This window comes from Bradyrhizobium sp. WSM4872 (assembly GCF_055811715.1).
The window spans coordinates 68,566-86,453 of the sequence record NZ_JBVVPT010000007.1 but is presented as its reverse complement, the minus strand read 5'-3'; the positions used below and the strand labels follow the sequence as shown (position 1 = coordinate 86,453).

Genomic DNA, 17,888 nt, shown 5'->3' with positions numbered 1-17,888 from the left:
TCGATGTCGCATCCCATCATCCGCCCGGCCCGCGCGGACGAATACGACGAGATCGGCCGTGTCTGGATGGAGAGCTGGGTCTCGACCGGGCTCGGCGAGGCGAGCGAATTCATGCTGGCAAACCTGCGTGCACGCATCCGGCGCGAGATCGAGGACGGCTGGAGCCTGTTCGTCGCCGACGACAACGGCACGATCGCCGCAATGCTGGCGCTGCATTTGCCAAAACTCTATCTCGACATGCTGTTCGTCGCACCCGCCTATCAGGGCCAATCGCTCGGCCGTCAAATGCTCGCCTTCACGCGCACGCAAATGCCGGACGAGATGTATCTGCGCTGCGTCCGCGAGAACGAAAAAGCCTGGCGCTGGTACGAGCGCGAGGGCTTTGTGTTCGAGAAGCAAGAGATCGAGCCCTCGAACGGGTTCATGATGAAGTATTATCGGTGGAAGAAAGACGGAAAAGCCCGATGATCAAACTCTACTGGTCGTCCCGCTCGCGCTCGTTCACGACGCTCTGGCTGATGGAAGAGAGTGGCCTGCCCTATGAGCGCGTGTTGACCGACATTTCGACCGGTGCGCAGAAAGCGCCGGATTTTCTCAAGGTCAATCCGATGGGCAAGGTTCCGGCGCTGACCGACGGCGATGCAGCGCTGGGCGAGGCCGCCGCCATCTGCGCCTACATTGCGGATCGCTATCCCGAGACCAGGCTGGCGCCGGCCGTGACCGATCCGCGCCGCGCGCGTTACCTGCAATGGCTGTTCTTCTCGCCAGGTTGCATCGAACCCGCCATCATCCAGATCTTCACCAAGATCGAGATCCCGACGTCGACCGCAGCCTGGGGCAGCGCGACGCAGGTGTTCGACGTGCTGGAAACCGCGCTTGCCAAGGAACCGTGGATTCTCGGGCAGGAATTTTCCGCCGCCGACATCACGATCGGCTCCGGCCTGAACTTCGCGGTGCGCCTGTTCAAGATGGTGCCGTCGCGCCCGGCCTTCGAGGCCTATCTCGCCCGCTGCATGGCGCGGCCGGCGTTCCAGCGCGCGGAGAAGATCGCGGCGGGCTAGTCTTCCGTCTTCAGATCGTCCGGCCGCGGCATCAGGACGATGTTGTAGCCGCTATCGACATAATGGATCTCGCCGGTCACGCCGCCAGAGAGATCCGACAGCAGATACAGCGCCGAGCCGCCGAGCTCGTCCAGCGTGACGCCGCGGCGGAGCGGCGAATGCTTCTGCATGAAGGCGAACATCGCCCGCGCCTCGCCGATGCCGGAGCCGGCGAGCGTGCGGATCGGGCCTGCCGAGATCGCGTTGACGCGGATGCCGCGCGGTCCGAAATCCGAGGCGAGATAGCGCACCGAGGCTTCCAGCGCCGCCTTGGCCACGCCCATCACGTTGTAGTTCGGCATCGCGCGCTCCGAGGCGCCGAAGGTCAGCGTGATCATGCTGCCGCCCTCGGTCATCAGCTCGGCGGCGCGTTTTGCGACCTCGGTGAACGAGAAGCAGGAGATCACCATGGTGCGCGAAAAATTGTCGCGGCTGGTGTCGGCGTAGCGGCCCTTGAGCTCGTTCTTGTCGGCGAAACCGATCGCGTGGATCACGAAGTCGAGCTTGCCCCATTTTTCGCGGAGCACATCGAACGTGGCATCGACGCTGGCGATGTCCTCGACGTCGCAGGGCAGCACCAGGTCCACACCGAGCGATTCCGCCAACGGCTTGACACGCTTGCCCAGCGCCTCGCCCTGGAAGGTGAAGGCAAGCTCGGCGCCATGGGCGTGCAGCGTCTTCGCCATGCCCCAGGCGATCGAATGATCATTGGCGATGCCCATGATCAGACCACGCTTGCCTTTCATCAAACCTTCCATTTCACGGTCACCTTTCACGTTCCGCTTTCGTCATGCCCGGGCTTCCACGCCTTCGAAGCCTAAGGCCAAGACGTGGATGGCCGGGACAAGCCCGGCCATGACGACGAAATCAACGCTGCGCCGACAATGGTGTCACGCATCCAGCCGGCTGAACACCAGCGTGGCGTTGGTGCCGCCGAAGCCGAAGGAGTTCGACAGCACGGTGCCGATCTTGACGTTGTCGATGCGCTTGCGCACGATCGGCATGTCGGCGAACACGGGGTCGAGTTCCTGGATGTGGGCGCTCTCGCAGATGAAACCATTGTTCATCATCAGTAGCGAATAGATCGCTTCCTGCACGCCGGTTGCGCCCAGGGAGTGGCCGGTCAGCGCCTTGGTCGCCGAGATCGGCGGGCACTTCTCGCCGCTTCCGAACACCCTGCGAAGCGCGTCGATCTCCGGCGGATCGCCGGCCGGCGTCGATGTCGCGTGCGGATTGATGTAGTCGACCTTGGTCTTCACGGTCGACATCGCCATGCGCATGCAGCGCTCGGCGCCCTCGCCTGACGGTGCGACCATGTCGTAGCCGTCGGACGTCGCGCCATAGCCGACGATCTCGCCGTAAATGCGCGCGCCACGCGCCTTGGCATGCTCGAGCTCTTCCAGCACCAGCACGCCGGCGCCGCCGGCGATCACGAAGCCGTCGCGATTGACGTCGTAGGGACGCGAAGCCGTGGCGGGCGTGTCGTTGTACTTCGAGGACATCGCGCCCATCGCATCGAACAGCACCGACAGCGACCAGTCCAACTCCTCGCAGCCGCCGGCGAAGATGACGTCCTGCTTGCCGATCTGGATCGTCTCATAGGCGTTGCCGACGCAATGGTTCGACGTGGCGCAGGCCGACGAGATCGAATAGTTCACGCCCTTGATTTTGAACCAGGTCGCAAGTGTTGCGGAGGCCGTGGAGGACATCGCCTTCGGCACTGCAAACGGCCCGACGCGCTTCGGTCCCTTGGTGCGGGTGATATCGGCGGCCTCGACGATGGTGCGCGCCGACGGGCCGCCGGAGCCCATGATGATGCCGGTGCGAATATTGGAAATTTCGTCAGGCGACAGACCGGAATCCTGGATCGCCTGTTCCATCGCGACGTGATTCCACGCCGCGCCCTGACCGAGGAAACGCATGGCGCGGCGGTCGACCACCGTCGAAGGATCGAGTGTCGGCGCACCTTGCACCTGCGAACGGAAGCCGAGCTCGGCATATTTCTCAGCCCGCGAAATGCCCGACTTCGCCTCGTGAAGGCTCGCAAGCACTTCCTGGGTGTTGTTTCCGATGGAGGAGACAATGCCCATCCCGGTGACCACAACCCGCCTCATGACAGCCTCGCCTCAATCGTTGTCTTCGTGGTGATGCGCTCAGCCCAGGCTCGTGCCCTGCTTGAACAGGCCGACCTTCAAATCCTTCGCGCGATAGATAATCTGGTCATCGACCGAAAGCCATCCGTCGGCGATGCCGAGCACCAGCTTTGAACGCATCACGCGCTTGATATCGATGTTGTACACAACCTTGCGGGCTTCCGGCAGCACCTGGCCGCTGAACTTCAGCTCGTTCAGGCCAAGCGCGCGACCGCGACCTTCACCACCGCTCCAGCCCAGATAAAAGCCGACCATTTGCCACAGCGCATCGAGCCCGAGGCAGCCGGGCATCACCGGATCGTTCTTGAAGTGGCAGCCGAAGAACCAGAGATCGGGCTTCACGTCGAGCTCGGCGCGCACCACGCCCTTGCCGAATTCACCGCCGGTCTCGCTGATGTCCGTAATGCGGTCGAACATCAGCATCGGCGGCAGCGGCAATTGCGCATTGCCAGGGCCGAACATCTCGCCGCGGGCACATGCCAGCAGATCTTCATATTCGTAACCGTTGCGCCTGTTCAGCATGCGGAAGCCTTTGTGTTCAAACCCCGATTGAGCGGCGTTTCCGGCGAAAATGGGCCCCATCCTGTTCGAAAGGCAACATCTGTTGCCATTGTCAGACGAGAATACCGAAAGACCCTGGATGGATAGCGAGCGGCCCTCAATGCCGGGTCGCGCCAAAATCGGTTAAGCGGAACCGCGGGCTCTCTAACACAGGCCATTTCGGGTAGCAAAGCGCTCTCATGAAGGTAAAATGACGGGCCGCGGGACCGGTTCCCTCGCTGATTAGAACCACTCTAGTTGCGAGAAACTTGCATCTGCATCTATCTCTCCATATATGTTGCAGGATCACAGTGTTCACGCGTGCCCGAAGCTGGAAATGAACGAAAATAACGCGCCCCATCGCGACGAAGAGGCCCATGCGGCGGCTCTTATGTCCGGCCGCCAGCCGGCTTTGACCGGTTGCCCGTGGCACGACGTCAACGAAATGCTCCAGTCCGCCGGGCTTCGCCCGACGCGCCAGCGCATGGCGCTCGGCTGGCTGCTGTTCGGCAAGGGTGCACGTCACCTCACAGCTGAAATGCTCTACGAAGAAGCGACGCTGGCCAAGGTGCCGGTCTCGCTGGCGACCGTCTACAACACGCTGAACCAGCTCACCGACGCCGGTCTGCTGCGTCAGGTCAGCGTCGACGGCACCAAAACCTATTTCGACACCAACGTCACGACCCACCATCACTACTACCTCGAGAACAGCCATGAGCTGGTCGACATCGAGGATCCGCATTTGGCGCTGTCCAAGATGCCGGAGGTGCCCGCGGGTTACGAGATCGCCCGCATCGACATGGTCGTGCGGCTGCGCAAGAAGCGCTGAGATCGTCTAAAACTGCTGAATTCGTCGTCATGGCCGGGCTTGTCCCGGCCATCCACGTTTTTGGACTGGTCGAGAAGCGCGTGGATGCCCGGAACGAGCCCGGGCATGACGGTGGATCAACAGCTCCGCTCCCAACCCCGTCAGTTCACCTGCTCGTCGGAGTACACGCCCCAGAGGCGCTCCTGCTGGATCCAGCCGTCAAAGCCGTTGCCGAGGACGTGGCACCAGTTTGCAGTGCACTTCTTCACCTGTGTGACGACGCCGGCCTGGAGCCTCGCCGCAACCGCGCTGTCGGGATCGGCGCGATCGTAGATCGGCGCAAGCTCGTCCTTGTGCTTCATCGTGACGACGGCGGTACGGCGACCCGACAGCAGCGAGTGATAGACCCAGCCCTCGGCGCCCTCGGAATCGCGGACCCGGCGCCAGTTCTCGAACTCGGCGGTGATTTCGACCGGCAGGCCGGAGCGGGTGTAGACCCAGGCGACGTCATTGTCCTTGGTCGGGCCGGCGCGGACGTTGACGTGATCCGATTTCAGGCTGACGTAGCGCGGCACCGGGAGGCCCGAGGCCGTCTGAGGGGTGTTGTCCTTCGCCGAATGCCCGGGGCTGACCGAAGCGCTCAACCAGGTGCAAACGAGCGCCATCACAGAACAAAAACGCCCCAACGCCATCAACCCGTCTCCTGTCGAAGGTCCGGCCGAGCCGGGCCCCCTCACTTCAAAATTCCAAAACCAGGCCGCTGTCGCCCCTGACCCGCCCCACGCGGGTGTTCCCGAGCCCTTTGCCCGTGGTTCTTGTCTTGGCCCGGCCTTCTGCTAGAGAGGACGGACGTCTGAACAACCGGTTTGTCCCGATTTTCCGGCCGGAAATGTCGGGAGAGCTTGAAGGAAACGCCGGGGACGACACGGCAAACGCAGTGTCGAACAACCGGGTTAATGAGGCCTCAACGGCCGGCCTTTGGCGACAGAGGCGGCTCGCAACGCCTCATGAGGGCAGGACATGTCGGTGAAGAAAAAGCCCCTCGTCGTGGTGACGCGCAAGCTTCCGGACTCGATCGAGACCCGGATGCGCGAGCTGTTCGACGCGCGGATCAATCTCGACGACACGCCGATGTCGCGCGAGCAGATCGCGGAAGCCGCACGCACGGCCGACGTGCTGGTCCCAACCGTGACCGATCACATCTCCGCCGATATCGTCAACCAGCCCGACTGCAGGCTGAAACTGATCGCGAATTTCGGCAACGGCGTCGACAACATCGATGTCGAGGCCGCGCACGCCCGCGGCATCACCGTCACCAACACGCCGAAAGTTCTGACCGAAGACACCGCCGACATGACCATGGCGCTGATCCTCGCCGTGCCCAGGCGGATGATCGAAGGCGCCTCGATCCTGACGGAAGGAAAACCCTGGCCGGGCTGGTCGCCGACCTGGATGCTCGGCCATCGCATCGGCGGGAAGCGCCTCGGCATCATCGGCATGGGCCGCATCGGCCAGGCGGTCGCTCGCCGCGCCCGCGCCTTCGGCTTGCAGATCCACTATCACAACCGCCGGCCGGTGGCGCCGAAGATCGCCGAAGAGCTGGGCGCGACCTATTGGGAAAGCCTCGACCAGATGCTGGCGCGGATGGACATCATCTCGGTGAACTGTCCGCACACGCCCGCGACCTACCATCTGCTGTCGGCGCGCCGGCTGAAGCTGATCCGCAAGGACGCCTACATCGTCAACACCGCGCGCGGCGGCGTCACCGACGAGGACACGCTGATCAAGCTGATCGAAGGCGGCGAGATCGGCGGCGCCGGCCTCGATGTGTACGAGCACGAGCCCGCGGTGAACCCGAAGCTGGTGCGGCTCGCCAAGGCCGGCAAGGTGACGCTGCTGCCGCATATGGGCTCGGCCACGATCGAGGGCCGCGTCGAGATGGGCGAGAAGGTGATCATCAACATCCGCACCTTCCTCGACGCGCACAAGCCGCCGGATCGCGTGCTGCCGAGCATGCTTTGACGTCTATTTGCTGCGAGTTTCGCGCCTGCGCCAGTCGGCGACGAAATCGATGAAGGCCCGCAGCGCCGGCGGCGTCTGGCGCCGGCTTGGATAATACAGGAACGGGCCCGGAAACGGCTCGCACCAGTCTTCAAGCAGCCTGACCAGCGCGCCCGACTTCAGGGCTTCGCCGACATATCCATCAAGCGTCGCCCAGATACCGGCGCCGTCGAGCGCAGCGCGCATGGAGAGGCCCATGTTGGTCGAGATCAGCTTTGCCGGCGGATCGACTTTCACCAGCTGACCGGCCTTCTCGAACTCCAGATCATGCATGACACCGCTGGAGTAGCGGGCGCGGATGCAATCATGGTCGAGCAGATCCTTCGGATGCTCAGGCTTGCCGCGGCGAGCGAGGTAATCGGGTGAAGCGACCACGACATAGCTCTGCGGGCCGCTGAGCGAGATCGCGACCATGTCCTGCGCGAGATGCTCGCCATAGCGCACGCCGGCATCGAAGCCCGCGCTGACGATATCGACGAACCCGCTCTCGGAGACGATGTCGAGGTCGACCTGCGGATAGGCCTGAAGGAACGGCCCGATCATCGGCGCCAGCACGAGATCGACCGCGGGCGGCGGCGCGTTGATGCGCAGCCGGCCCGAGGCCACTTCGCGCAGGCCCCGGACCTGATCCAGGGCATCGCCGACATCGCGCAGCGCCGGCGCCACGCGCGACAGCAGCAACTCGCCCGCCTCGGTCAGGGCGACGCTGCGGGTGGTGCGGTTCATCAGGCGAACGCCGAGGCGCTCCTCCAGGTCCCGCAATCGCTGGCTAAGGCTCGACACCGACACGCGAATATCGATCGCCGCGCGCCGGAAATTGCGGGTACGGGCCACCGCCACAAAGACATCGAGATCGCGCAGGTCAGGCTCGGCCATTGTTCGCCAATGTGAACAAGCCATTCTCGATTGTCCAGCTTATCGGCGCAATCCATCGGGGGCATATCAGGCCTCGTCACCCGGCGCAGTCAGCGCCCTTTCGAGGAGAGCCACCATGGAACAACGCAAACTCGGTTCAACCGGCCCCACCGTCTCCGCTCTCGGTCTCGGCTGCATGGGCATGTCCGAGGTCTACGGCCCCGCCGATCGCGGCGAGAGCATCGCCACGATCCACGCGGCGCTGGATGCCGGCATCACCCTGGTCGACACCGGCGATTTCTACGCCATGGGCCACAATGAAATGCTGGTGCACGAAGCGCTCAAGGGCGTGCCGCGCGACAAGGTGCAGATCAGCGTCAAGTTCGGCGCGCTGCGCGGTCCTGCCGGCGAATTCACCGGCATGGACACGAGGCCGGCCGCAACGAGGAACTTCCTGGCCTATTCACTGCAGCGGCTCGGCACCGACTACATCGACATCTACCGTCCGGCGCGGCTCGATCCTAGCATTCCGATCGAGGACACCATCGGCTGCATCGCCGATCTCGTGAAGGCCGGCTACATCAAACATATCGGCCTGTCCGAGGTCGGCTCCGACACCATCCGCCGCGCGCATGCCGTGCACCCGATCGCCGATGTCCAGATCGAATATTCGCTGATCGAGCGTGGCATCGAACGCGACATCCTGAGGACCTGCCGTGAGCTCGGCATCGGCATCACGGGTTACGGCGTGTTGGCGCGCGGCCTCATCAGCGGCCATTGGTCGAAGGACTCCGGCAAGACAGGCAAGGATTACCGGCTGATGACGCCGCGCTTCCAGGGGTCGAATCTCGATGCCAATCTGGCGCTGGTGGAGCAGCTGCGCGCCATCGCCGCCGAGATTGGCGCAACGCCGGCACAAGTTGCGATCGCCTGGGTGGCGGCGCAAGGGAAGGAGATCGTGCCGCTGGTCGGCGCCCGCACCCGCAACCGCCTCAGCGAGGCACTCGGTGCGGCCAGGGTCACGCTGACGCCAGCTCATCTCGCGGTGCTGGCAAAGGCCTTCCCGCCCGATGTCGCCGCCGGTACGCGCTACGCCGCCGAGCAGATGGCGCACCTCGATAGCGAGAAGCCGGCCACGGCGTAGCGGCTGCGCTCAGGTGCGATGGGCGCTGAGGTCAGTGATCACAGGCCCATCGCCATTGAGCGGATTGGCCGGATCGCGCGCGTAGCGCAGCGTCTCGAAGCGCATCGCGCGCGCATCGATCATCAGGAGACGGCCGACCAGGCCATCGCCAAAGCCGACGATCTCGCGGATCGCCTCCAGCGCCATCATCGAGCCCATCACGCCCGCCAGCGCGCCCATGACGCCGGCTTCGGCGCACGCCGGCACGGTCCCGGGCGGTGGCGCCTCCGGAAACAGGCAGCGATAGGTCGGATTGAATTCGCCCTGCTCGTTCTTCTCATGCGCGCGGATGGTGGTCAGTGAGCCATCGAAGGTGCCGAGCGCCGCTGTGATCAGCGGCCTCTTGGCGAAGAAGCAGGCGTCCGAGGCCAGATAGCGGGTCGAGAAATTGTCGGAGCCGTCGAGCACGAGGTCATAGTCACCGATCAGGGACAGCGCATTGTCGGCATTGAGCCAGGTGGCGTGGCCGACGAAGCGGACATGCGGGTTGAGCGCCATGATCCTTTCGGCCGCGCTCTCGACCTTGTGCCGGCCGATATCGGGTGTGGTGTGAATGACCTGGCGTTGGAGGTTCGACAGCGATACCACATCGTCATCGACCACGCCGAGCGTCCCGACGCCGGCGGCCGCCAGGTACATCAAGGCGGGCGCACCAAGCCCGCCGGCGCCGATCACCAGCACAGAGGCCCGCTTCAGCGCAGCCTGGCCGGGACCACCGACATCGCGCAACACGATATGGCGGGCATAACGTTCGAGTTCGTCCGGGCTCAGCATCGTTATCCTTCGTTCTCTCAACCCTCATGGTGCGCGGAACGCGCGTCTCGAACCATGCAGGCACCGATATCGCCCGGCTGAACCACCCCGAGATTGTTCGCGACCAACGAGATGTGCTTCAATGGCATCGCGTTCAATGGGCTGGCTGGATTTGTCATGAGATCGATGCTTGCGGCAACACTGATGTTTGCGGCTGCGACAGGCGCACACGCCCAGACGACGACACCGCAGATTTCCGGCACCAAGCCGAAGCCGGTTCAGACCGTTCCGATCCGGCCTCCTGCATTGCAGACGCCGGCTGCGACGGCCGATGCCATGGCGCAGGCGGAGCGGCTGTCGCTGCAGTCCGACCTTGCCTGGGTCGGCCAATATAACGGCGCCATCACCGGCGACGTCAGCGCACGCCTGGTCGAGGCGATCAAGGAGTATCAGAAAGCCAAGGGCGGCAAGCCGACCGGCGTGCTCAATCCGCAGGAACGCGCCGCGCTGGCCGAGACCGCGCGGCGAAAGCAGGAAAGCGTCGGCTGGAAGATCGTGACGGAGATGACCAGCGGCGCGCGGCTTGGCATTCCCTCAAAGCTGGTGCCGCAGCAGGCGACCGACGCCAACGGCTCGAAATGGACATCGCCCACTGGCACGGTGCAGGTGCTGCTCAGCCGCCGCAAGGAGGCGAACCCGACCACAGCCAAGCTTGCCGAAGCGGAGAAGAAAGAGCCGGGTCGCAAGGTCGACTACACCGTGGTGAAGCCCGACTTCTTCGTGCTGTCGGGTTTGCAGGGCCTGAAGAAATTTTACGTGCGCGGCACCTCTCGGGGTGACGAAGTCCGTATCATGACGATCCTCTACGACCAAGCGACCGAGAACACGGTCGAGCCGGTCGTGATCGCGATGTCGAGCGCGTTCAATGCATTTCCGTCGGGGCCGCAAGCCGGGCCGCCGCCGCGCAAGACCGTTGAATATGGCACAGGTCTCGTCGTCAGCGACGATGGCGCGATCATCACCGACCGCCTCGTGACCGATTCCTGTCTCGCGATCACGATCGCCGGCTACGGCAGCGCCGACCGTCTCGCCGAGGACCGGGAACACGATCTCGCGCTGCTGCATATCTACGGGGCCCGCGGTCTGAACCCGTTCGGCCTCGGTAGCGGCGCGGCAAAGACGAGTGTCGATATCATCGGTATCGCGGATCCGCAGAGCCAGGGCGGAGCCGCCGGTGTGTCGAGCCTCAAGGCTGCGCTGGCATCTGTCGGTGGCGGCGATTCCCCGCTCTCACCCCCACCGGCTGTCGGCTTCTCCGGCAGCGCCGCCATCGACGGCGACGGCAAGTTCGCCGGCATCGCGTTGTTGAAGCCGGCGATGGTTGCGGGCGCCGCGACGTCGGTACCGGCGTCGCAGGCGGTGATGGTCTCCGCGGAGACGGTGCGCGATTTCCTGAAGACAAACGGTGTCACCGCGAACGGCACCTCGGCGGATGCGAAAGCCGCCGTCGTGCGCGTGATCTGCGTGCGCAAGTAACTCTCATGTCCCGGGCGCGATGCGGCATGAATGCCGCTTCGCTGAATCGGGACCCATGCATCCACACCGCATGCACCAAGTGCTGGGCCCCGGCTCTGCAGCGCACCGCTGAAGAAGCCCTGCGCTGCGTCGGGGGCACGCGATCAACTCGTCAGCAAGCACATCATACGTACGAGTACGGGTCCAGTAATGGTACGGATTCGCTGGCATTTCCGATTGCGCCATCATCGTGACTGCTGATTCGGACCTACGCGATCCCCTTTGGATCGGGCCGGCACGTCCTGAGCGAGAAGAGCTCAGCATCGAGATCGATGCACGTTCGCGTGGCGTTTCCCGAGACCCAAGCACTCCAAAGGATTGATCTTCAATGCACACGATCGCACTGGCCACCCAAAAGGGTGGCAGCGGCAAGAGCACGCTCGCCATCGGCCTCGCGCTGGCAGCCAAGCAGGCCGGCTTCACCGTTCGCCTGATCGAAACCGACCCGCAGGGCACATTGTCCAACTGGCAGCGCCGCCGCACCGCCGACGATCTCGTCGTCGAGCCGATCTATCACGCCGCCGACATCGAGCCGCGCCTGAAAATGCTAGCCGACAGCGGCCTCCAGCTCGCGATCGTCGATACCGCCGCCGGCCTCAGCGCCGCGACTACCGCTGCGATCCGCCATTGCGACCTCTGCCTGATCCCGGCCCGCCCGAGCGTCGCCGACATCGAGGCGACCGTTTCGACGCTCAGCGTCGCGCGCGCCTGGAAGCGGCCTTACAGCTTCGTGTTGAACCAGACTCCGATCCGCGGTCAGCGCATCGACAACGCCGCCAACACACTCGCCGAGGAAGCGGCGCTCGATCTCGTCGAGGTGCTTGCACGTCCCCTGATCGTGATGCGCAACGACCACCAGGACTCGCTCGCAAGCGGCCTTGCCGTCAGCGAATTCGCACGGAACGGCAAGTCGACCGAGGAGATCCGCGGCCTCTGGCATTGGATCGAGACCCGGCTCGAGCTCGCCGCCACCACCAACGTCTTGATCGACCAGGTCATCGCGGCCGCGGACGGCATGTTGCACGTCGCCGCCGAGCTGGCGGCCGACGAGACCACGACACTAGCGTCCTGAGCGGGGCAATCGCTCAGACGCCAGGCGGCCCTTCGCCATCCGGAAGGGCCTTTAGCGACGAAGCAATCCGGCCACCAGCCCGGCCGGATTGCTTCGCTTCGCGTTCTTGAATGCTCCATCGCAATATCGAAATAGTCGTGCTGTCATCCTGAGATGCGACGCTTGTGATGCGAATGCATCGCGAGCGGAGCCTCGAAGGATGAGCGGCCCCGATGCAGCTGGGCCGTCGCCCTTCGAGGCTCGCCGAAGAGGCGAGCACCTCAGGATGACGGGGATAAATAGGGGCGTATTGCCTTCACACCATCATTGTGAGCGCAGAAACTCGCGGTCTCGCGGCTGCGGACTTGATCGTTATTTCTGACATTTCGGACACCAGAACGTCGACCGGCCGTTCTGCGTAAACCTCTTGACGGTGCCGCCGCAGCGCGGCGTCGTGCATTTCTCGCCTTCGCGATCATAGACCTTGAACGAGTGCTGGAAATATCCGAGCTCGCCGGAGGTCTGGCGATGATCGCGCAGTGACGAGCCGCCGGCCTTGATGGCGTCGTTCAGCACGGTGTGAATCGCACCGACCAGCCGCTTTGCGTGGTCCGTCGTCTCACCCTTTTTGGTCGACAGTGTCGCGGCGATCCGGCGCGGCGACAGATGGGAGCGATGCAGGGCTTCGCAGACATAGATATTGCCGAGCCCGGCGACCACGCGCTGATCGAGCAGCGCGGCTTTCAGGCTCGTGGTCTTGCCCGCACAGGACCGTGCCAGCATCGCAGCGTCGAATTCGTTGCCGAGCGGCTCGGGGCCGAGCCCGCGCAGCAGCGGCTCCTCGTCGAGCGCACTGCGCGCGATCACTTTCATGTAACCGAAGCGGCGCGGATCGTTGAAGACGATGTCGGCGCCGGAGGACATCCGAAACAGCACGTGGTCGTGCGTGGAGTCCTTGGCTCGCGGATAGTGAAACTCGCCGGGCGCCGCCTCGTTGTCCGGCTTGATGACGCGAAACGAGCCCGACATGCCCAGATGCATCAACAGCACGTCGCCGGAGGCGAGATCAGCCATGAGATATTTTGCACGGCGGCCGAGCCCCGTGACGACCTGCCCCTTCAGCCGGGCCACGAAATCCGGCTGGAAGGGAAAGCGCAAATCGGGCCTGCGGGCCTCCGCGGCCAGGATTTTCGCACCCTCCATGACAGGCTGAAGGCCGCGGCGGACGGTCTCGACTTCGGGCAATTCGGGCATGGTCAGGCATTCACCTTATGAGGGCGGTGTGATAGCGCCATTGCGGCGGGCGCGCTATGGTCCGCCTCGTGGAGTAGAGTAATGGATCGGCCGGGCGAAACCACGCATTTTGGCTTCAGGGACGTTCCCCTGGGCGACAAGCAGACGCTGGTGAACGACGTGTTTCACAGCGTGGCGTCGCGCTATGATTTGATGAACGATTTGATGTCCGGCGGGCTGCACCGGGTCTGGAAGGACATCATGATCACCGCGCTCGACCCGCCCAGAGGCGACCGGCCGTTCGCGCTGCTCGACGTTGCCGGCGGCACCGGCGACATCTCGTTCCGCGCTACCAAGGCCGCAGGCGCGGGTTTCCATGCCACCGTCTGCGACATCAATTCCGGGATGCTGGAGGTAGGCCGCGAGCGCGCCGCAAAGCGGCGTCTCGAGACGCAGGTCGATTTCGTTGAGGGCAATGCCGAAGCGCTCGCCTTCGCCGACCGCAGCTTCGACGCATATACGATCGCTTTCGGCATTCGCAACGTGCCGCGGATCGATCTCGCACTGGCCGAGGCCTATCGCGTGCTCAAGCCAGGCAGCCGCTTCCTCTGTCTGGAATTCTCCACCGTCGAGATGCCCGGGCTCGATCGCCTTTATGACCTGTTCTCGTTCAAGGTGATCCCGCCGCTCGGCCGCATGATTACGGGTGACGCCGAGTCCTACCAATATCTGGTCGAGTCGATCCGCAAGTTTCCAAGACCCAACGCCTTCGCCGACATGATCCGTGACGCCGGCTTCGCCCGCGTGAACTGGCAAATATTGTCCGGCGGCATCGTCGCACTGCATTCGGGCTGGCGTTTGTGATCTCTGCCATAACCCATAGTGCGCGCCTGATGCGCGCCGCGTTCGTCTTTGCGCGCGAGGGCGTGTTCGGCGCCGTCGATCCGAGCCTGGTGCCGCCGCCCGGACAGCTCGCGCTGAAGCTTGCGCGCATCATCGAGCGGCGCGGCCCGAAGCACGGCCCGCGGCTGTCGCGCGCGCTGACCCGGATGGGCCCGGCCTATCTCAAGCTCGGACAATTTCTGGCGACTCGCCCCGATGTGGTCGGCGTTGCCATGGCGCGTGATCTGGAAAGCCTGCAGGATCGCCTGCCGCCGTTTTCGCAAGTCGAAGCGGAAGCCGTGATCGCGACGTCGCTGGAACGGCCGCTGACCGACGTGTTCGTGAGCCTCAGTGCGCCGGTCGCAGCCGCCTCGATCGCACAGGTGCATCGCGGAGAGGTCCTGCGCGACGGCATCCACAAGGCGGTCGCCGTGAAAGTGCTGCGGCCCAACGTGGCCGCACGCTTCCGCCGCGACCTCTCCGACTTCTTCTTTGTCGCATACAAGGCCGAATCCTATTCGTCCGAGGCGCGGCGCCTGCGCCTGATCGAGGTCATCAACACCATGTCGCGCTCGGTCGCGATGGAGATGGACCTGCGCCTCGAGGCTGCGGCGCTATCGGAGATGGCGGAGAACACGCGCCACGATCCTGATTTCCGCGTCCCGACCGTGGACTGGGACCGCACCACGCACAACGTGTTGACGATGGAGTGGATCGACGGCATTGCGCTGAACGATCACAAGCGCCTGGCGGAGTCGCAGGTCGACCTGCCCGATCTCGGTCGCAAGGTGATTCAGAGCTTCCTGCGCCACGCGCTGCGCGACGGCTTCTTCCACGCCGACATGCACCCGGGCAATCTGTTCCTGGATGACGCGGGCCGTCTCGTCGCGGTTGATTTCGGCATCATGGGCCGGCTCGGCATGAAGGAGCGGCGCTTCCTCGCCGAAATCCTGCTCGGCTTCATCACCCGCGACTATCGCCGCGTCGCGGAAGTGCATTTCGAGGCAGGCTATGTGCCCGCGCATCACTCGGTCGAGAACTTCGCGCAAGCGATCCGCGCCATCGGCGAGCCCATTCACAACCGCACGGCGGAAGAGATCTCGATGGCGCGGCTGCTGACGCTGCTGCTTGAGGTCACCGGCCTGTTCGACATGACCACGCGACCCGAGCTGATCCTGCTGCAGAAGACCATGGTGGTGGTCGAGGGCGTGGCACGCGGCTTCGATCCCAAGCTCGACATCTGGAAAGTCGCCGACCCCGTGGTGCGGGAATGGATCGAGCGCAATCTCGGTCCGATCGGCCGGGTCCAGGGCGCGATCTCCGGCACCGGCGATCTCGCGCGCATCCTGATGCGTCTGCCTGACATCGCCGCGCGCTCGGTTGCGGTGCTCGAACAGCTGGAGACCATGACCCGGGAGGGCATCCGGCTGTCGCCGGAGAGCATCGCGGCGATGGGCCGCAGCGAGGGCCGCAAGAACCGTTGGCGCACCGTGGCGCTCTGGATCATCGCCGCGACATTCATCGGCATCCTGATCGCCGTCCGGAATCTTTGATTGCAGTGCAATCATACGAATGATAGCATCGCTATCATTTCGCGCCGGAGAGTGCCATGGCAAGTCTGACCATCCGCAAGCTCGATGAAGGCATCAAAACTTACCTCAGGCTGCGCTCGGCCAAGAACCGCCGGTCGGTCGAGGAAGAGGTCCGGGTCATCCTCGGAGAGCTGATCGAAGGCCGTGAGGAGCCCCTGACGCCGTTCACGGCGCCGCCCGCGGCCTCCACCGCCGCGATGCCCCAACGCACCGGCGCCGTTCCAGAAGCCAGTGTCACCCTGATCATCGGAGGCGGGATCGCGGCCTACAAATCGCTCGACCTGATCCGAAGGCTCAAGGAGCGGCGGATCGAGGTCCGCTGCGTGCTGACCAAGGCGGCGCAGCAATTCGTCACCGCGCTGGCCGTGAGCGCGCTCTCGCACGAGCGCGTCTACACCGACCTGTTCGATCCCCAGAGCGAGTTCGACGCTGGTCATATCCGGCTGGCGCGCGAGTGCGACCTGATCATTGTGGCGCCTGCGACCGCGGATTTGATGGCCAAGATGGCCAACGGCCATGCCGACGATCTCGCCAGCGCCATCCTGCTCGCGACCAACCGCAAGGTCCTGCTCGCGCCGGCCATGAATCCGCTGATGTGGAACAACGCGGCGACCCGGCGCAATGTGGCGCAGCTTCAACGCGACGGCATCATGCTGATCGGGCCGAATTCCGGCGAGATGGCGGAAGCCGGTGAAGCCGGGATCGGCCGCATGTCCGAGGCGATCGAAATTGCGACCGCCGCCGAGCGCCTGCTGCGGCCGCCGGTGCCGCGCCCCCTCGCCGGCAAGCGCGTGCTGATCACCGCGGGTCCGACCCACGAGCCGATCGATCCGGTGCGCTACATCGCCAATCGATCCTCCGGCAAGCAGGGCTTTGCGATCGCTGCCGCCGCACAGGCCGCCGGCGCCGAGGTGATCCTGGTCAGCGGCCCGGTCGATCTCAGCGATCCCCCCGGCGTGACGGTCAAGCATGTGGAATCGGCGCGGCAGATGCTGGAGCAGGTGCAGGCCGCGCTTCCCGCTGACATCGCGATCTTCGCCGCCGCCGTCGCCGACTGGCGGGTCGCCAATGAAGGCGAGCAGAAGCTGAAGAAGAGTTCGGCCGGCATGCCGCCGCTCCAGCTGGTCGAGAACCCCGACATCCTCGCCACGATCGCCAAGCTGACCGATAAGCGGCCGCCGCTGGTGATCGGCTTTGCCGCCGAGACCGAGCACCTCATCGACAACGCCAAGTCGAAGCTTGCCCGCAAGGGCTGCGACTGGATTGTCGCCAACGACGTCTCTCCCGCAACCGGCGTGATGGGCGGGGACCGCAACACCGTGCACCTCATCAGTCGCAAGGGCGGTGAGAAGAACGATGAGAAGGATGGCGAGATTGCAGTTGATTCCTGGCCGGCGATGACCAAGGAACAGGTCGCCATTGAACTGGTCGCGCATATCGCAAAAAGCGTGACCGGCAAATCCCGGGAGCCCGCATCTTGAGCACCAAAATCACCGTCGAACTGCAACGCCTGCCCCATGCGGAGGGGCTGCCGCTGCCGGCCTATCAGACCAATGATGCCGCCGGTCTCGACCTGATGGCGGCGGTGCCCGAAAACGAGCCCCTGACGCTCGCGTCCGGCCAATACGCGCTGGTGCCGACGGGCCTCGCGATCGCGTTGCCGCCCGGCTACGAGGCGCAGGTGCGGCCGCGCTCGGGGCTTGCCGCCAAGCACGGCATCACTGTGCTGAACTCACCGGGCACGATCGACGCGGACTATCGCGGCGAGATCAAGGTGATCCTGATCAATCACGGCCAGACCGCCTTCGTGGTCAAGCGCGGCGAGCGCATCGCGCAAATGGTGATCGCGCCAATGGTGCAGGCCGCGCTGGTTCCAGTGGCGACATTATCCGCGACCGACCGCGGCGCCGGCGGATTCGGCTCGACCGGCCGCTAGCGCTCGGCAATTCCCGCCGAATCACCCGAGGAACTACGTGAATTGGAACACCGCGCCCGCATTTTTTTGGGGTCGCCTTTGCGTTCACGATCTGGACTCTTACCGGTGGAGTCACGGTGAGGGTATTGTCGTTTGATTCGCGCGCGACGGGGGTCGCCGCGCGCAA

18 protein-coding genes are annotated in these 17,888 nt (G+C 64.5%); 11 read left to right on the top strand and 7 right to left on the bottom strand.

Translation table 11 applies throughout. From position 1 onward, the window contains the following. The first annotated feature begins 3 nt into the window (after window positions 1-3). Both AC0L3C_RS12335 and AC0L3C_RS12330 read left to right on the top strand, forming a co-directional pair. The gene (locus AC0L3C_RS12335) at window positions 4-468 is read left to right on the top strand and encodes a GNAT family N-acetyltransferase (protein ID WP_473278491.1); all 465 of its coding nucleotides are present in this window, start codon (window positions 4-6) and stop codon (window positions 466-468) included. Beyond that, window positions 465-1,061 (top strand): glutathione S-transferase family protein, encoded by a 597-nt coding sequence (locus tag AC0L3C_RS12330; protein WP_473278492.1) that lies wholly within the window; start codon window positions 465-467, stop codon window positions 1,059-1,061. The genes AC0L3C_RS12335 and AC0L3C_RS12330 overlap by 4 nt, the downstream gene beginning before the upstream one ends. On the opposite strand, the gene fabI is transcribed toward AC0L3C_RS12330, so the two are convergent. The 3 genes from fabI to fabA all read right to left on the bottom strand — a co-directional run bounded on the left by fabI (window position 1,058) and on the right by fabA (window position 3,775). Beyond that, window positions 1,058-1,858: an enoyl-ACP reductase FabI gene (gene fabI / locus AC0L3C_RS12325; RefSeq protein ID WP_473262478.1), complete on the bottom strand. Its 801-nt coding sequence runs from the start codon at window positions 1,856-1,858 to the stop codon at window positions 1,058-1,060. The two genes, AC0L3C_RS12330 and fabI, sit on opposite strands and share 4 nt — an antisense overlap. Window positions 1,859-1,990: 132 nt before the next feature. After that, on the bottom strand, window positions 1,991-3,214 hold the full coding sequence (gene fabB, locus AC0L3C_RS12320; protein ID WP_026233025.1) for a beta-ketoacyl-ACP synthase I: 1,224 nt from the start codon (window positions 3,212-3,214) through the stop codon (window positions 1,991-1,993). Between the two features lie 39 nt (window positions 3,215-3,253). Next, entirely contained in the window at window positions 3,254-3,775 is a 522-nt protein-coding gene (fabA, locus tag AC0L3C_RS12315; protein WP_007603915.1) for a bifunctional 3-hydroxydecanoyl-ACP dehydratase/trans-2-decenoyl-ACP isomerase, read from the bottom strand. 355 nt (window positions 3,776-4,130) lie between these two features. On the opposite strand from fabA, the gene irrA reads away from it, so the two are divergent. Next, window positions 4,131-4,622, top strand: a complete 492-nt coding sequence (gene irrA, locus AC0L3C_RS12310; RefSeq protein ID WP_018455787.1) for an iron response transcriptional regulator IrrA — start codon at window positions 4,131-4,133, stop codon at window positions 4,620-4,622. Window positions 4,623-4,762: 140 nt separating this feature from the next. On the opposite strand, the gene AC0L3C_RS12305 is transcribed toward irrA, so the two are convergent. Then, window positions 4,763-5,293, bottom strand: a complete 531-nt coding sequence (locus tag AC0L3C_RS12305) for an SH3 domain-containing protein (RefSeq protein ID WP_473262484.1) — start codon at window positions 5,291-5,293, stop codon at window positions 4,763-4,765. 328 nt (window positions 5,294-5,621) lie between these two features. Between AC0L3C_RS12305 and AC0L3C_RS12300 the strand changes: the two genes are divergently transcribed. Continuing rightward, a complete protein-coding gene (locus AC0L3C_RS12300; protein WP_007603918.1) occupies window positions 5,622-6,623 on the top strand; it encodes a 2-hydroxyacid dehydrogenase in 1,002 nt (333 codons plus the stop codon). Between the two features lie 3 nt (window positions 6,624-6,626). Here the strand turns inward: AC0L3C_RS12300 and AC0L3C_RS12295 are convergent, their stop codons facing one another. Beyond that, a complete protein-coding gene (locus tag AC0L3C_RS12295) occupies window positions 6,627-7,538 on the bottom strand; it encodes a LysR family transcriptional regulator (RefSeq protein WP_473408109.1) in 912 nt (303 codons plus the stop codon). A gap of 115 nt (window positions 7,539-7,653) precedes the next feature. Between AC0L3C_RS12295 and AC0L3C_RS12290 the strand changes: the two genes are divergently transcribed. Next, the gene (locus AC0L3C_RS12290; protein ID WP_473408108.1) at window positions 7,654-8,661 is read left to right on the top strand and encodes an aldo/keto reductase; all 1,008 of its coding nucleotides are present in this window, start codon (window positions 7,654-7,656) and stop codon (window positions 8,659-8,661) included. Window positions 8,662-8,670: 9 nt separating this feature from the next. Here AC0L3C_RS12290 and AC0L3C_RS12285 read toward each other — a convergent pair whose 3' ends face one another. Then, the gene (locus AC0L3C_RS12285; protein WP_473408107.1) at window positions 8,671-9,474 is read right to left on the bottom strand and encodes a HesA/MoeB/ThiF family protein; all 804 of its coding nucleotides are present in this window, start codon (window positions 9,472-9,474) and stop codon (window positions 8,671-8,673) included. A gap of 156 nt (window positions 9,475-9,630) precedes the next feature. Between AC0L3C_RS12285 and AC0L3C_RS12280 the strand changes: the two genes are divergently transcribed. Both AC0L3C_RS12280 and AC0L3C_RS12275 read left to right on the top strand, forming a co-directional pair. Then, window positions 9,631-10,989 carry a peptidoglycan-binding protein gene (locus tag AC0L3C_RS12280; protein ID WP_473408106.1) on the top strand — a complete coding sequence of 453 codons (1,359 nt, stop codon included), beginning with the start codon at window positions 9,631-9,633 and terminating at the stop codon, window positions 10,987-10,989. Between the two features lie 367 nt (window positions 10,990-11,356). Continuing rightward, window positions 11,357-12,100, top strand: a complete 744-nt coding sequence (locus AC0L3C_RS12275) for a nucleotide-binding protein (protein ID WP_473408105.1) — start codon at window positions 11,357-11,359, stop codon at window positions 12,098-12,100. A gap of 351 nt (window positions 12,101-12,451) precedes the next feature. Here the strand turns inward: AC0L3C_RS12275 and mutM are convergent, their stop codons facing one another. Further along, window positions 12,452-13,333: a bifunctional DNA-formamidopyrimidine glycosylase/DNA-(apurinic or apyrimidinic site) lyase gene (mutM, locus tag AC0L3C_RS12270; protein WP_473278497.1), complete on the bottom strand. Its 882-nt coding sequence runs from the start codon at window positions 13,331-13,333 to the stop codon at window positions 12,452-12,454. Between the two features lie 81 nt (window positions 13,334-13,414). On the opposite strand from mutM, the gene ubiE reads away from it, so the two are divergent. From ubiE to dut, 4 genes are read left to right on the top strand one after another with little or no spacing between them, the layout of a single operon-like run. Next, a complete protein-coding gene (gene ubiE / locus AC0L3C_RS12265; protein WP_473408104.1) occupies window positions 13,415-14,176 on the top strand; it encodes a bifunctional demethylmenaquinone methyltransferase/2-methoxy-6-polyprenyl-1,4-benzoquinol methylase UbiE in 762 nt (253 codons plus the stop codon). Next, window positions 14,173-15,747, top strand: a complete 1,575-nt coding sequence (gene ubiB, locus AC0L3C_RS12260; RefSeq protein WP_473408103.1) for a 2-polyprenylphenol 6-hydroxylase — start codon at window positions 14,173-14,175, stop codon at window positions 15,745-15,747. The genes ubiE and ubiB overlap by 4 nt, the downstream gene beginning before the upstream one ends. A 56-nt stretch (window positions 15,748-15,803) precedes the next feature. Next, window positions 15,804-17,267 (top strand): bifunctional phosphopantothenoylcysteine decarboxylase/phosphopantothenate--cysteine ligase CoaBC, encoded by a 1,464-nt coding sequence (coaBC, locus tag AC0L3C_RS12255; protein ID WP_473408102.1) that lies wholly within the window; start codon window positions 15,804-15,806, stop codon window positions 17,265-17,267. Further along, window positions 17,264-17,722, top strand: coding sequence for a dUTP diphosphatase (gene dut, locus AC0L3C_RS12250; protein ID WP_473278501.1), 459 nt, complete (start codon window positions 17,264-17,266; stop codon window positions 17,720-17,722). The genes coaBC and dut overlap by 4 nt, the downstream gene beginning before the upstream one ends. The last annotated feature ends 166 nt before the right edge of the window (window positions 17,723-17,888 follow it).

Excerpts from the sequence above, each read along its gene's own strand:
- fabB (WP_026233025.1), bottom strand. The coding sequence starts at position 3,214 with ATGAGGCGGGTTGTGGTCACCGGGATGGGCATTGTCTCCTCCATCGGA.
- AC0L3C_RS12285 (WP_473408107.1), bottom strand. The coding sequence starts at position 9,474 with ATGCTGAGCCCGGACGAACTCGAACGTTATGCCCGCCATATCGTGTTG.
- AC0L3C_RS12295 (WP_473408109.1), bottom strand. The coding sequence starts at position 7,538 with ATGGCCGAGCCTGACCTGCGCGATCTCGATGTCTTTGTGGCGGTGGCC.
- fabA (WP_007603915.1), bottom strand. The coding sequence starts at position 3,775 with ATGCTGAACAGGCGCAACGGTTACGAATATGAAGATCTGCTGGCATGT.
- AC0L3C_RS12330 (WP_473278492.1), top strand. The coding sequence starts at position 465 with ATGATCAAACTCTACTGGTCGTCCCGCTCGCGCTCGTTCACGACGCTC.
- AC0L3C_RS12305 (WP_473262484.1), bottom strand. The coding sequence starts at position 5,293 with ATGGCGTTGGGGCGTTTTTGTTCTGTGATGGCGCTCGTTTGCACCTGG.
- AC0L3C_RS12280 (WP_473408106.1), top strand. The coding sequence starts at position 9,631 with ATGAGATCGATGCTTGCGGCAACACTGATGTTTGCGGCTGCGACAGGC.
- fabI (WP_473262478.1), bottom strand. The coding sequence starts at position 1,858 with ATGGAAGGTTTGATGAAAGGCAAGCGTGGTCTGATCATGGGCATCGCC.
- AC0L3C_RS12290 (WP_473408108.1), top strand. The coding sequence starts at position 7,654 with ATGGAACAACGCAAACTCGGTTCAACCGGCCCCACCGTCTCCGCTCTC.
- AC0L3C_RS12300 (WP_007603918.1), top strand. The coding sequence starts at position 5,622 with ATGTCGGTGAAGAAAAAGCCCCTCGTCGTGGTGACGCGCAAGCTTCCG.
- AC0L3C_RS12335 (WP_473278491.1), top strand. The coding sequence starts at position 4 with ATGTCGCATCCCATCATCCGCCCGGCCCGCGCGGACGAATACGACGAG.
- irrA (WP_018455787.1), top strand. The coding sequence starts at position 4,131 with ATGAACGAAAATAACGCGCCCCATCGCGACGAAGAGGCCCATGCGGCG.
- mutM (WP_473278497.1), bottom strand. The coding sequence starts at position 13,333 with ATGCCCGAATTGCCCGAAGTCGAGACCGTCCGCCGCGGCCTTCAGCCT.
- ubiE (WP_473408104.1), top strand. The coding sequence starts at position 13,415 with ATGGATCGGCCGGGCGAAACCACGCATTTTGGCTTCAGGGACGTTCCC.
- coaBC (WP_473408102.1), top strand. The coding sequence starts at position 15,804 with ATGGCAAGTCTGACCATCCGCAAGCTCGATGAAGGCATCAAAACTTAC.
- AC0L3C_RS12275 (WP_473408105.1), top strand. The coding sequence starts at position 11,357 with ATGCACACGATCGCACTGGCCACCCAAAAGGGTGGCAGCGGCAAGAGC.